Origin of the sequence: Janibacter limosus NBRC 16128, assembly GCF_001570985.1 — a bacterium.
Classification (GTDB): domain Bacteria; phylum Actinomycetota; class Actinomycetes; order Actinomycetales; family Dermatophilaceae; genus Janibacter; species Janibacter limosus.
Window position 1 is genome coordinate 1 of sequence record NZ_BCSS01000006.1, and the last position, 13,378, is coordinate 13,378.

At 69.3% G+C, this 13,378-nt stretch carries 14 protein-coding genes; 7 read left to right on the plus strand and 7 right to left on the minus strand.

From position 1 onward, the window contains the following. The 7 genes from JLI01S_RS17095 to trxA all read left to right on the plus strand — a co-directional run. A partial coding sequence (locus tag JLI01S_RS17095) for a DUF6049 family protein (protein ID WP_169797281.1) occupies window positions 1–1,148 on the plus strand: 1,148 nt, incomplete at its 5' end. Further along, window positions 1,148–2,821: a murein biosynthesis integral membrane protein MurJ gene (murJ, locus tag JLI01S_RS03135; RefSeq protein ID WP_084349161.1), complete on the plus strand. Its 1,674-nt coding sequence runs from the start codon at window positions 1,148–1,150 to the stop codon at window positions 2,819–2,821. The genes JLI01S_RS17095 and murJ, both read left to right, overlap by 1 nt. Before the next feature lie 47 nt (window positions 2,822–2,868). Continuing rightward, complete coding sequence (locus tag JLI01S_RS03140) at window positions 2,869–4,833, plus strand: hypothetical protein (RefSeq protein ID WP_068259829.1); 1,965 nt, start codon at window positions 2,869–2,871, stop codon at window positions 4,831–4,833. A gap of 8 nt (window positions 4,834–4,841) precedes the next feature. Beyond that, window positions 4,842–5,471 carry an RNA polymerase sigma factor SigM gene (gene sigM / locus JLI01S_RS03145; RefSeq protein WP_068259832.1) on the plus strand — a complete coding sequence of 210 codons (630 nt, stop codon included), beginning with the start codon at window positions 4,842–4,844 and terminating at the stop codon, window positions 5,469–5,471. Beyond that, window positions 5,464–6,225 (plus strand): RsmA family anti-sigma factor, encoded by a 762-nt coding sequence (locus tag JLI01S_RS03150; protein WP_157074802.1) that lies wholly within the window; start codon window positions 5,464–5,466, stop codon window positions 6,223–6,225. Before sigM ends, JLI01S_RS03150 begins: the two co-directional genes overlap by 8 nt. A 110-nt stretch (window positions 6,226–6,335) precedes the next feature. Then, window positions 6,336–7,355 (plus strand): thioredoxin-disulfide reductase, encoded by a 1,020-nt coding sequence (trxB, locus tag JLI01S_RS03155; RefSeq protein ID WP_068259837.1) that lies wholly within the window; start codon window positions 6,336–6,338, stop codon window positions 7,353–7,355. 29 nt (window positions 7,356–7,384) lie between these two features. Then, a complete protein-coding gene (trxA, locus tag JLI01S_RS03160) occupies window positions 7,385–7,708 on the plus strand; it encodes a thioredoxin (RefSeq protein ID WP_068259840.1) in 324 nt (107 codons plus the stop codon). A gap of 129 nt (window positions 7,709–7,837) precedes the next feature. Here trxA and JLI01S_RS03165 read toward each other — a convergent pair whose 3' ends face one another. From JLI01S_RS03165 to rnpA, 7 genes are all read right to left on the minus strand, one after another. Then, complete coding sequence (locus tag JLI01S_RS03165; RefSeq protein ID WP_068259842.1) at window positions 7,838–8,941, minus strand: ParB/RepB/Spo0J family partition protein; 1,104 nt, start codon at window positions 8,939–8,941, stop codon at window positions 7,838–7,840. Beyond that, entirely contained in the window at window positions 8,938–9,834 is an 897-nt protein-coding gene (locus tag JLI01S_RS03170; protein ID WP_068260103.1) for a ParA family protein, read from the minus strand. The genes JLI01S_RS03165 and JLI01S_RS03170 overlap by 4 nt, the downstream gene beginning before the upstream one ends. A 432-nt stretch (window positions 9,835–10,266) precedes the next feature. Next, complete coding sequence (gene rsmG / locus JLI01S_RS03175) at window positions 10,267–10,911, minus strand: 16S rRNA (guanine(527)-N(7))-methyltransferase RsmG (RefSeq protein ID WP_068259844.1); 645 nt, start codon at window positions 10,909–10,911, stop codon at window positions 10,267–10,269. A 30-nt stretch (window positions 10,912–10,941) separates the two neighbouring features. Then, the gene (locus JLI01S_RS03180) at window positions 10,942–11,583 is read right to left on the minus strand and encodes a Jag family protein (RefSeq protein ID WP_084349162.1); all 642 of its coding nucleotides are present in this window, start codon (window positions 11,581–11,583) and stop codon (window positions 10,942–10,944) included. Window positions 11,584–11,634: 51 nt separating this feature from the next. After that, window positions 11,635–12,675 (minus strand): membrane protein insertase YidC, encoded by a 1,041-nt coding sequence (yidC, locus tag JLI01S_RS03185; protein WP_084349163.1) that lies wholly within the window; start codon window positions 12,673–12,675, stop codon window positions 11,635–11,637. Further along, window positions 12,672–13,004, minus strand: coding sequence for a membrane protein insertion efficiency factor YidD (gene yidD / locus JLI01S_RS03190; RefSeq protein ID WP_084349164.1), 333 nt, complete (start codon window positions 13,002–13,004; stop codon window positions 12,672–12,674). Before yidD ends, yidC begins: the two co-directional genes overlap by 4 nt. Then, on the minus strand, window positions 13,001–13,375 hold the full coding sequence (rnpA, locus tag JLI01S_RS03195; protein ID WP_068259846.1) for a ribonuclease P protein component: 375 nt from the start codon (window positions 13,373–13,375) through the stop codon (window positions 13,001–13,003). The genes yidD and rnpA overlap by 4 nt, the downstream gene beginning before the upstream one ends. Window positions 13,376–13,378: the final 3 nt, after the last annotated feature.

The following is a 13,378-nucleotide window of genomic DNA, read 5'->3' on the forward strand; positions in this document are numbered from 1 at the left end:
CCCGCAGCGACGTCCTGTGGCCCGCGGACGGCCTCGCGACCCAGACGCGGGCCACCGCGCTCGAGCAGCTGCACCCCGACAAGAGCACGACGCTCCTCGTGCCGGGCACCAGCGTCGTCCCCGAGGGCTTCACCCCCACCGGGGGGGTCCGCACCACCGACGACACGCGCCTCGTGGTGCGCGACGGGCCCCTCTCCGAGCTCGTCGCCGGCCTGGGCTCGGAAGACGACGTGCTCCTCGCCCGCCAGCAGCTCGTGGCGGAGACCGCCTCGGTCCTGCGCGAGCGGGCCGGCACTCCCCGCACCCTCGTCGTCGTGCCCGACCGGGATGCCACCCCCGACCCCACGGCCTGGGAGCAGCTGCGCAACAGCACCGATGACATCCCCTGGCTCAGGAAGGGCAGTCTGGACGCCGTCCTCGGCGATGCAGCGAGCGCCGATCCCGGACGCACCGCCCGCGGCCAGAAGCAGATCGCGGCAGCGACGAAGGGGGACCGTGCCCACCCCCTCGTGCTGACCGGGAAGCGAGCGCAGGGCCTGCTCGACGACCACGCGGCCATGAAGACCTTTGCCTCGGTGCGTTCTGACGGACCCGTCTGGAGCAGCGAGGTGCGCTCGACGATCCGTCAGCTGACCTCCACGCGATGGCGCTCGGCCCCGCGCAGCTATCTCGCCCTCCAGCAGCAGCTCGACGCCGAGGTCGAGCTCACCCACGACGACCTCGTCGTCTCCGAGGGAGACGTCAACTTCTTCGCCGACACGGGGCGGCTGCAGATCACGATCGTCAACCACACGGACGTCGAGCTGTCCAACCTCGTCGTGCGCCTCACCCCGGACAGCCCCTCGCTCCGCATCGACGGGGACCCCGATCCGGTGACGATCGGTCCGGACGGCCGCCAGACGGTGACCGTCACCGCATCCGCGCTCGCCGCCGGACAGGTGCCGGTGCACGTGACGGTCGCGACGCCCACTGGTCAGGAGATCGCCGCGCCCGCCACCCTCCACGTCAAGGTGCGCCCGACCGGCGCCTCGATCTACTGGATCATCGGCGGTCTGGCGCTCCTGCTCCTCCTCGCGGGGACGTGGCGTAGCGTGCGGGGCGGTCGTCGCCGGGCGGGGACCGAGGTCGACCCCACCAAGGAGAGCTGATGAGCCACGCCCCAGCAGGCTCCGACGACGTCGAGCCGGCGCCAGGCCGTCAGGCGCCCTCGATCGTGCGGTCCAGCGCGGTCATGGCGGCAGGCAGCCTCGCCTCCCGCGTCCTGGGGCTCGTGCGCAACACCCTGACCATCGCCGTCGTGGGGCTCAACCTGGTCCCCGCCGACGCGTGGAATGCCGCCAACACCCTGCCCAACATCTTCCACCTGCTCATCGCGGGTGGCGTGCTCAACGCCGTCATCGTCCCGCAGATCACCAAGGCGATGCGCCACGAGGACGGCGGCACGGTGTACATCAACCGGCTGCTGACCCTCGCCGTCACCGCACTCGCCGCCGTGACGCTCGTGCTGACCCTCGCCGCTCCCCTCCTCGTCCAGGTCGTCGTCTCGAGCAGCTGGGACGGTCCCTCACGCGGGCTCGCCACCGCCTTCGCGGTGATCTGCCTGCCGCAGGTCTTCTTCTACGGCGTCTACACGCTCTTCGGCCAGGTGCTCACCGCGCACAACCGCTTCGGCATGTTCATGTGGGCGCCTGCCCTGGCCAATGTCGTCGCGATCGCGGGCCTCGGATGGTTCCTCCTCACCGATGCTCCGCTGCGGTCCCCGGTGTCCGACTGGACACCGATGATGATCGCGGTGCTCGCGGGATCAGCCACCCTGTCCATCGCCCTGCAGGCGCTCGTCCTCATTCCCTCGCTGCGTGCCACCGGTCTGCGCTTCCGGCCGGTCTGGGGCGTGCGTGGCAGCGGCCTCGGGAGCGCTTCGCGGATGGCGATGTGGGCCTTCGCTGCAGTGGCCTTCGGCCAGCTCGGGTACTTCGTCAACTCACGGGTGCTCACCTCGGCGACCTATGAGGCACAGCGCATCGGGGTCGAGGGCGCCGGCCTGACCGCGTACGCCAACGCCTACCTGCTCTTCATGCTCCCCCACGGGCTCGTGACCGTCTCGCTCGTCACGGCGCTCTTCACCCGGCTGTCCCACGCCGCGCACGACGGCGACACGCGGGCCGTGGCCGGGGACCTGAGGCGCGGGATGACGATGCCAGCCGTGGTGCTCATCCCGGCCACCGCGATCAGCGTGCTGCTCGCCCCCTTCGTCCTCGCTGCGATCCTGCCCGGTACTCCACGCGCGGCCACCGATGCCTCCGTCGGTGTCCTCGTGACGATGATGCTGGGCCTCGTGCCCTACGGCTGGTTCTTCCTCGTGCAGCGCGCGTACTACGCCTACGAGGACGGACGCACCCCCTTCGTCCTCCAGGTGCTCGTCACCCTCGTCGCGGTGACCTTCACGCTCATCGGCAGCACCCGCGCGCCCCAGGACGTCGCCACCTGGGTCGGCATCGGCCAGTCGCTCTCCAACCTCACCGCCGCGGTCCTCGGCCTGTGGCTGCTCCAGCGACGACTGGGGACCCTGCGGCTGGGGCGTGTCGTCCGGCAGAACACTCGTCTGCTCCTCGCCACGCTCCTCGCCACGGGCCTGGGCTGGCTCGTGCTCGACGGGCTGGGGCGGGTCGTGGACACGCAGACCTGGTTCGGTGCCGTCATCGTCACGGCGTTCGTCGCTCTCGTGGTCCTCGCCGCGAGCCTGGCCATCGCGGCCCGGATGCGCGTGCGTGAAGTCACCGAGATGCTGGCCCCCCTCACCCGCAGGCTCGGGCGCGGCTGACGCGCCCCGGGTGGGGCTCCCGGCATGCGTCGGTCCGTGGACCTAGGATGGCGCGGCAGACATCCACCGACGAGAGGCACAGCGTGCACGGGCTGAACCCGGGGACCGAGCTCGGTCGCTACACGCTCGACTCCCGGATCGAGCAGATCCCGGGCGGCGAGCGCTGGGCCGCCAGGGACACGACGCTCGACCGCGACGTGACCCTGCTCCTCATGCCCGCCGATGCCGCCACGACGGCCGCTGCGCTCGACGCGGCCCGCCGCGCGGCCGGGATCGAGGCCGCCCAGCTGGTGCGGATCCTCGATGTCGGAGCCGAGGGCGAGATCTCCTGGATCGCTGAGGACGCCCTCGACGGCGCGCGCACCTATGCCTCCGCCATCGGAAGCGACGGCCTGCCCGCCGAGGAGGTCCGTCGCATCACCGGCGAGGTCGCCACGGGCGTCGAGGCCGCTCGTGCCCGGGGACTGCACCACCTCGCCCTCACCCCCGAGACCGTGCAGCTGACCAGTGACGGCCGCGTCAAGGTCCGCGGCCTCGCCACGACCGCAGCCCTCGCCGGCGTCGAGACCGAGGGCGCTGAGGCCGATCATGACGATGCCCGCGCCATCGTCGCCCTCGCCTACGCCGGGCTCACCGGCAGCTGGCCGCTCCCGGACACCACCACGCTGCCCGCCGCGCCCACCACAGCCGGACGACCCACGCCCCCTTCGCACCTGGCCGTCGGTGTGCCGGGTGACCTCGACACGATCTGCCGCGAGACCCTCAGCGAGGGCACCGGCCCGGACTCCCCCGGCGACTACGCCGCACAGATCGCCCCGTGGTCGCGCATCCCGCTGGCCGGGGCCGTGCGCACCAGCCCTGCGGATGCCCCCACAGAGGTCGTCAGCACGAGCGACGGCGACGGCGACGAGACCACCGTCGTCCCCGTCACCCCCGCACCGAATCCGGCCGCCGCACAGGCCGATGCTGATGAGGTGACCCGCCCGATCCGCCACGACGACGGCCGCCACAGCGTCGTCATCACGCCTGGAGGCGGCTCCGGTGCCGCCGCGTCGCCCGACGAGACACAGCACGGGCGCCCCGACGACAGCCAGCAGCAGCCAGAGGACGACAGCCACCACGGGCGCACAGCCGCAACGGCTGCAGCCGCAGCGGCTGCGGCTGCAGCAGGGGCCGTCGGCAGCGGGAGCAAGGTCATCGGCGACCGTCTCGGTAAAGCCGCCCGCAGCGCCAGCGGCCGGTCCAAGGACGCCATCCACGACGTCCGGGCACGTCGCGATGCCATCCGTGCCGACCAGCGCACCCGGACCTCGCTGGGTTCCGCGCCCGTCACCGTCGAGCTCGAGTCACCCGCACCGCTGCTGCCCGCTGAGGCCGGGGCGCCCCCGAGCCGCAGCCAGTCCAATGTCGTGCTCATGATCATGGCGGGCTTCGTTGCTCTCGCCTGCCTCCTCGGTGGCATCGGTGTCTCCCGCATCGGGTCCGGCACCGACCTCGGCCGGATCCTCGGTGGCGACGAGACGACCGCCGTGCAGACCACGGAGACCAGCCCCGGGAGCGATGGAGGCTCCGGCGGCGACGGCGAACCGCTCGGCGTCATCAACGCCGCAGGCTTCGATCCGCCGCCCGGCGACGGCGCCGAGCACAATGCCGAGGTTCCCCGCGTCTACGACGGCAACGCGTCGACCGCCTGGACCACGGAGGGTTACAACAGCGAGTCCTTCGGCGGGGTCAAGCAGGGCGTCGGCATCACCGTCGACCTGGGACAGACGCAAAAGATCAGCTCTGTGACGCTCGACCTGCCCACCACGGCGCAGGCGACCGTCTACGCCGGAGACCAGGCCACCAACTCCGGGACCGAGATCGGCAAGACCGAGGGCAAGACCGGCCAGGTCGTCCTCAAGCCCTCCTCCGAGGTCACCGGCCAGTACGTGACCGTCTGGTTCACCTCGCTCGCCCCGAGCGACGACGGGCGCTACCGTGCGGCCCTCGGCGAGATCGCGGTCCGCTGAGACCCGCCATGACGATCCCGCCTCTCGGTGAAGCCGATGACCGCGTCCTGATGCAGCGTCACGCTGACGGCGACCCCGAGGCCTTCGGGGAGATCTATCGGCGTCACCGTGACCGGATGTGGGCCGTCGCCGTCGGGGTGTGCGGCGACCGTGAGCTGGCCGCCGAGGCCGTCCAGGACGGCTTCATCTCAGCCTTCCGCCGAGCCAGCAGCTACCGCGGCGAGGCCGCCGTGACGACCTGGCTGCACCGGATCATCGTCAACGCCTGCATCGACCTCACGCGCAAGGCCCGCCCCACGAGCGAGCTCACCGACGAGGTCGTCCGACTGGCCCCGGCAGCAGCCGACGCCACTGGACGGGTCGACACCCGGATGGCGGTCCACGAGGCCCTGCACGCCCTCCCCGAAGCCCAGCGACTGGCGCTCGTCCTCGTCGACATGCACGCCGTCCCCGTCGCGGAGGCGGCCGAGATCCTCCAGGTCGCCCCGGGGACGATCAAGTCCCGCTGCTCGCGCGGCCGCGAGGCCATCGGGATCGCTCTCGCAGATGCCGGTTTCGGTCCCGAGGGAACCTCACGGCCTCGTGGCTCGTCAGACACATCAACCCAGACACGCCCCCAGGGAGGTGGCCATGACTGAGGAACAGGACCCGACCGGCATGCGTCATCTGCTCGCAAGCCTCAGGGAGAGCGGACCCATGCCCGCCGACCTCAACGACCGCATCCGCGCCAGCCTCGCGGAGGAGCACGCCGCACGTGGCGACAGCGAAGGGATGACCGATGGACCCGACGACGGGTCCGCCTTCTGGCAGACCATGGAGGAGGACGGTGTCCGCCCCCTTCGTCGTCGACGTCAGGTGATGCCGTGGATCCTCGGTGCTGCAGCGGCCACCGTCGTCGCCCTCGGCGTGGGTGGGCTCATGCTCAAGGGTGGTGGTGGCCAGGAGATGGCCGACAGCGCCCCGGCACCGTCTGCGGCCGACCAGTCCTCCCAGGCGGCCGGCCAGGACGACGCTGCGAGCGGGAGCGGGAGCGCGCCCTCGGCCGACAGCGAGGTCCCGGCCTTCGTCATCACGGCCAGCGGGTCCGACTACTCCCAGGACACCGTCGCTGACGGTGCCGCCACGTTGCTCGACAACCCCACCGAGTTTCCGGACAACTCCGATGACAAGGCCCTGGGCACGATGACCACGGCCGCCGGTGCGACCGACTGCCTGGCTCGCCTCGGCCAGCCGCAGATGCAGGCGGTCGTCATCGACGTGGCCCGCTTCGACGGTGAGGACGGGCTCCTGCTCATCGCCGAGACCCTGCCTGACGGCCCCTCGCGGGCCTGGGCCGTCACGTCCGGGTGCGAACCCATCTGGCCCGACTTCGTCGACGTCCCCACGAAGTGACGCTGCGGGTGCAGCCAGCACCCGTGGAACAACAGCGCCCTACGATGACGTTGTCATCGTCAGACCGAGCGCGCTCCGTGCGTGCACTCACCGACCCAAGGACTCACCTCGTGGCCGACGCCAGCACCGACATCCGCAATGTCATCATCATCGGTTCCGGCCCGGCGGGTTACACCGCGGCCGTCTACGCCGCACGGGCCAACCTCGAGCCCCTGATGTTCGAGGGGTCCGTCACCGCCGGTGGTGCGCTGATGAACACCACCGATGTCGAGAACTTCCCGGGTTTCACCGACGGGATCATGGGTCCGGACCTCATGCTCAACATGCGGGCCCAGGCCGAGCGCTTCGGGACCGAGATCATCACCGACGACGTCACCGACGTCGACCTCGAGGGCCCCGTCAAGGTCGTCACCGACGGTGAGGGCAACACCTACCGGGCCCACTCCGTCATCCTCTCCATGGGTTCCGCCTACCGCGAGCTCGGTCTGCCGGACGAAAAGCGCCTATCCGGCCACGGTGTCAGCTGGTGCGCGACCTGCGACGGGTTCTTCTTCCGTGAGCAGGACATCGTCGTCGTCGGTGGCGGTGACTCCGCGGTCGAGGAGGCCACCTTCCTGACGAAGTTCGCCCGCACCGTGACGATCGTGCACCGCCGTGACGAGCTGCGGGCCAGCAAGATCATGGCCGACCGGGCCCGCGCCAACGACAAGATCCGCTTCGCCTGGAACTCCGAGGTCGCTGCCATCCACGGCGACGACAAGGTCACCGGGCTCACCCTGCGCGACACCCTGACCGGCGAGACCCGTGAGGTCGAGGCCACCGGGATCTTCGTCGCCATCGGCCACGACCCGCGCAACGAGCTCGTGACGGGCGTGGTGGACCTCGACGACGAGGGCTACGTGCTCGTGGACGGCCGCTCCTCGCGCACCAACATCGACGGAGTCTTCGCCGCTGGCGACCTCGTCGACCACACCTACCGTCAGGCGATCACGGCTGCAGGGTCCGGCTGTGCCGCCGCGCTCGACGCCGAGCGCTGGCTCGCCGCTCGCGACGAGGCCGGCGGACCCGCAGAGGACCAAGCTCTCACCGCGCAGGACAACCCCGTCGCCGGCACCGTCGGCGCCCGCTGAACCCACCCGAGACCACCCAAGGAGACCTCATGGCCACCACACCGACCACCGACGCGAGCTTCGAGCAGGACGTCCTCAAGAGCGACATCCCCGTCCTCGTCGACTTCTGGGCCACCTGGTGCGGGCCGTGCCGCGCTGTCGCGCCCGTGCTCGAGGAGCTGTCCGGTCAGTACGACGGCAAGCTCAAGATCGTCAAGCTCGACACCGACGCCAACCCGCAGACCACGGCCAAGTACGGGATCACCTCGATCCCCTCGATGTATGTCTTCCAGGGCGGCGAGGTCGTCAAGACCATCGTCGGCGCCCTGCCGAAGCCCAAGATCGTCAAGGAGCTTGAGCCCTTCATCGGCTGAGTTCCGTTGCAACGCAACGTAGTTCGTGCGTGACAAGAGACGCCGCACGTCGTCAGGACATCCCTGACGACGTGCGGCGTCTTCGTGCCCGCGGTGCGACCACCGCGATCACCGTGATCAGCCGAGGTGTCAGACGTCCTCGGCGTCCTCGGCGTCCACGCCCATCTGACCCAGGACCCGGTGCAGGTCCTCCATCGAGGCAAACTCGATCGTCATGCGGCCTTTGCGCTGGCCGAGGTTGATCTTGACCCTGGTGTCCAGGCGGTCGCTGATGCGTCCGGCGAGGTCATCGAGCTGGGGGTGGTGCCTTCCGGCGCGGGGAGCCGAGCGATGCTCCTTCTCAGGCTCCATGCCCAGTGCGACGATCTCCTCGACAGTGCGCACTGACAGTCCCTCAGCGACGATGCGCTGGGCGAGCCTCTCCATCTGCGCACCGTCCTCGAGAGTGAGCAGTGCCCGCGCGTGACCAGCGCTGAGCACCCCCGCGGCCACGCGCCGCGCAACCATCGGCGGGAGGCGCAGGAGACGCAAGGTGTTGGAGATCTGCGGCCTGGAACGACCGATGCGCCCCGCCAGCTCTTCCTGGCTGCACCCGAAGTCGTCGAGCAGCTGCCGATATGCGGCCGCCTCCTCGAGTACGTTGAGATTGCTGCGGTGCAGGTTCTCCAGGAGGGCGTCACGCAGCAGCGCGTCATCCTCGGTCGCCTTGATGATGGCCGGGACGCTCTCCTTGCCGGCGGCCTTGCTCGCACGCCAGCGGCGCTCACCCATGATGAGCTCGAAGTCCACGCCGTCCTCGGCGTCAACGCGTCTGACGACGATGGGCTGCAGCACCCCGATCTCCTGGATCGAGTGCACGAGCTCGGCCATGTCGTCCTCGTCGAAGACGGTGCGTGGCTGCTTCGGGTTCGGGCGGATCGCGTTGACGGACACCTCGGCAAAGGTGGCCCCGGGAACTGCTGCCAGCCCGGTGTCGTCGGCGTCCACACCGGCGACATCCTGCTCGTCGGCGTGGATGGAACCCGCCCCACCCACGTCGGCCGTGCGCGCGGCCGCAGTCGCGCTCGAGTGTGCCGAGTCCGCGAGCATCCCAGCAGCCGTGTTGGGGACCGTCGAAGGACGATCCTGGTCGCGGAAGAAGACGTCGACCGGGCGCTCCACGCGGGGTGCGCCGCCAGAGTCCGGGATCAGGGCGCCCAGTCCGCGGCCGAGGCCCCGTCGCTTCTCACTCATGCTTCATCCTTCATCTCTGCGCCGCGATGGGCGATCTCAACGGCTGCATCCTGGTAACGCTGGGCGCCGGTACTGTGCGGGTCATAGGTGATGACAGTCTGGCCATGACTGGGTGCCTCGGACACTCGGACCGAGCGCGGGACCGTGGCGGCCAGGACCTGCTGCGAGAAGTGTTCCCGGACCTCCTCGGCCACCTGGGCCGAGAGGCGTGTACGCGCGTCGTACATCGTCAGCAGGATCGTCGAGACGTGCAGATCCTGATTGAGGTGGGTCTGGATGAGCTGGATGTTGTTGAGCAGCTGGCTCAGGCCCTCGAGGGCGTAGTACTCGCACTGGATCGGGATGAGGACTTCACGGGCAGCAACAAAGGCGTTGACGGTGAGCAGCCCGAGGCTGGGCGGGCAGTCGATGATCACGTAGTCGATCCGGGGCTCGCCGGCGGCCTCGCGCTCCCTCATCCACACATCCAGCGCCTTCTTCATGCGACTCTCACGTGCCACGAGGGAGACCAGCTCGATCTCGGCGCCGGCGAGATCGATCGTGGCCGGCACACACCAGAGGTTGTCCACATCGGGACACGGCTGCATGACCTCGGAGATCGGCGTCCCGTCCACCAGGACGTCGTAGATGCTTGGCACCTCAGCGCGGTGGTCGATGTTCAGGGCGGTGCTGGCATTTCCCTGCGGATCGGTGTCGATCAACAGGACCTGAAGGCCGTGCTGGGCGAGAGCGGCAGCGATGTTGACGGCCGTCGTCGTCTTGCCGACGCCGCCCTTCTGGTTGGACACCGTGATGACTCGAGGCTGGGCGGGCCGTGGCAGCGTGGGCTCCGCCGATCCGACCTCGACCGGTGGTGCCGCAGCGCCGAGGGGAGCAGTCAGGGGTTCGGTCATCTCGGGGTCATCCTCCACCTGGTGCGTGTCGAGCGGCACTGCTGCCTGAGATGGGGCCGCCACACCAGCCGTCTCATCGCCTTGAGGCAACGGACCGGGAGCTGTGCGGGACGGGGCCTCGGGCCACCCGATGGACCCCCTTGTGGTGGGGATGGCCACCGTGGGCCACCCGATTCCCGGGGCTACGGATCGAACTGGTGTCACCGAGACATTCCTCCTGTGGGACTGCAAGCCCAGCCATACAACCCCACGCGTGCCCGACACGCCAAAAGGGTGACCGTGGCGCGGGCGGGTGAGCTCGATGGGTGATGCGACGTCCTCTGTGTCCACAACGTCATCCACATGACTCAGGCCTGCCACCACGGCGTTTCACGTGAAACGGGGGACCTTCATCCACATGTTTCACGTGAAACGCGCGGTTCGACCATGGAGTCACGATGAGCGCGCGCCCTTCGAGCAGTTCACGGTCAGGGTCGGCTCCGACAGGAAGCCCTCGCCGTGCGTGCTGACCTGACTGTGCGTGACGCCGAGCCGTCGCAGGACCTTCGTCGCCGCAGTCAGCTCCTCAGGTGCCGAACGACCCTTCATCGCCACCATGCTGCCGCCCCGCTCCACGAGGGGAAGGCACCAGCGAGCCAGCTTGTCGAGTCGGGCCACTGCCCGCGCGGTGACATAGGGGGCAGACAACTGATCGTGGAACTCCTCAGCCCGACCGCGATGGACCGTGACATTGTCCAGCGCCAGCTGCTCGACCGTCGAGGAGAGCCACTCCGTGCGTCGGAGCATCGGCTCCACCAGATGGACGTCGAGGTCGGGCCTGACGATGGCAACGCCGATGCCTGGCAGTCCGGCCCCGGACCCGACGTCGATCACTCGCGAGTCCGCGGCAAAGGCGTCTTCGATGACGGCACAGTTCAGGACATGCCGCTCCCACAGGATGGGCACCTCACGCGGTCCGATCAGACCGTGACTGACACCGGTGTCGGCGAGGATGGCGACGAAGGCCTCAGCACGGGGAAGGCGCCCACCGAAGAATCGGTGAGCGCCTTCCGGTGCTGGCGGGATCTCAACAGTCATGGGGCCAGCGTTTCACGTGAAACATCGCGCTCACGCACCGGCCGTCGCGTCGTCTGCCTGGGCGTCGTGCGACGACTCGGCCGGCGCCCCCACACCGTCACTGTCGTCTCCGTCGGCAGGGTGTACCACGACGAAGCGCCGCGGCTCGGTGCCCGAGGAGTCCGAGACGAGTCCGGCAGCCAGGACCTCGTCGTGCACGACCTTGCGCTCGAAGGCGCTCATCGGCTCGAGGTCCACCGGCTCCCCGGATGCCTTGACTGCGTCGACAGCCGTCCGGGCGATCTCGGCGAGCTCGGCACGGCGAGCTGCGCGGTGTCCGGCCACGTCGAGCATGAGGCGGCTGCGGTCGCCCGTGGCGGACTGGACCGCGAGGCGAGTGAGCTCCTGGAGTGCCTCCAGGACCTTGCCGTCCTGCCCGACCAGACGGCGCGGCACACGCCCTTCGTCGGAGTCGACGACCGCGACAGCCGCGCGGTCGCCATCGATGTCGAGGTCGATGTCGCCATCCAGATCCGCGATGTCCAGCAGCGTCTCGAGGAAGTCGGCAGCGACCTCGCCCTCACGCTCGAGCAGCTGGCGGCGCGTCTTGCGGGGGGCGGCTTCGACTGCGTCCGTCTCCTGCTCCTGGGCGCTCTGCTCCGGGATGACCTCAGTCGTGGGGTTGTCACTCATGTGAATTCTCCTGCGTGTGGCGGTGTGGCAGTCCTCGCGGAACGGCCGAGGTCAGTTGTTGGTCGGGGGCTTCTGCTCGTCGACGGCAGACGTGGTGCCGGACTTCGGCGGCGTGCCGCCCTTCTTCTTCGCTCGCTTCTTGGAGGTCGGCTGCTGACGCTGGCCGGAGATGACGCCCTTGGCCTCCAGCTCCTGCGCCATCTCGGCGTCGTGGGCCCGCTCGCGCGTCTCCTCGGGAGTGTCGATCGGCTTGCCCGACTTGCGGCGACGGTCCTGCATGGCCTTCTCCGCGGCCGAACCGGGCGCCGGCATGCGGCGGATCACGTAGAACTGCTGGCACATCGTCCAGAGGTTGGTCGTGAACCAGTAGATGAGGACACCGATCGGGAAGTAGGTGCCGGAGACGGCGAAGATGATCGGGAAGAGGTACAGCATGATCTTCTGCTGCTGGGCGAACTGCCCCTCCAGCGCGGCAGCCGGCATGTTCTTGCGCATGAGCTGGTACTGCGTGGTGAAGGTCGTGAGCGACATCAGGATGATCAGGGTGACCGTGACGATCTTGACGCTGATACCACCGTCGGTGCCCAGGAACTGGGCGGACAGCTGGGCTCCGAAGATCGAGGAGGACTCTGCCTGTGCGGCAACTTGCTGGGTGATCGGCCCGATACCGCTCCTGGCGCCGGAGCCGATCTCGTCGAGGCTGTTGAGCACCCGGAAGAGGCCGAAGAAGAAGGGCATCTGCGCAAAGATCGGCAGGCAGGACGCGAAGGGGTTGGTCCCACTGTCCTTGTAGAGCGCCATCGTCTCTTCCGTCATCTTCTGACGGGAGTCCGGGTCGGTCTTGCCCTTGTACTTGGCCTGGATCTTGGCCATCTCGGGCTGGATCAGCTGCATCTTGCGCGACGCATGGATCTGCTTGACGAAGAGCGGGATGAGCGCGGCTCGCATGACGACGACGAGCCCGACGATGGACAGGGTCCACGTCCATCCGCTGGCCTCCGGAAGGCCGATCGTGGTGAGGGCCCCGTGCCACAGATACATGATCCAGGAGACGAGCCACTCGAAGGGATAGATGATGTCGCTGAAGCTCACGTGGTGAACGTCCTTCGGTCGGTGACGTCGGTGTCGACGCCGTCGTCGTGCTCCGCGATGTCAGCGAAGCGCGGCCGGGCCAGGTCAGGCGAGCCGCGCTGCGCCCACGTCTCGGGCACGTGGTCGATTCCCCCGGCGGACCAGGGATTGCACCGTACGAGGCGGTGCACGGTCAGGTAGCTGCCGCGGACAAGCCCGAACCTGCGCAGGGAGGTCAGTCCGTAGGCCGAGCAGCTGGGAAAGTATCGGCAGGTCTGAGGCAGCAGCGGCGAGATCAGGAGCTGGTAGCCGCGGACGAGCCATACGAACGGCAGCGCGAGGATCTTCATCCCCGCTCACCAACGAGCAGGCCCCTCAGGCAGTGCCTCATGGCGGCGCCCAGATCTGCGCTGGAGGCGTCCGCGGCCGCAGGGTTGGCGCGGATCACGAGGTCGGTGCCGGCAGGCAGCTGCGTCAGGAGCGGCGCTGCCTGAGCGCGCAGCCGACGCTTGACCCGCGTGCGGATCACGGCATTGCCAACTGCTTTGGACACGACGAGACCGACGCGCGGGGAGGACTCTCCTCGGGCGTCGGTCTGGGTCGCGTCCGCCACACGGGCATGAACCACGAGCAGCCTGGAGCCGTGACGTCGTGCGCCTCGTCCCCGGATGGTTGCCGCGAAGTCCGCGCGGTCCGTCAGGCGGTGCCGCGCGGGCAGCACCGG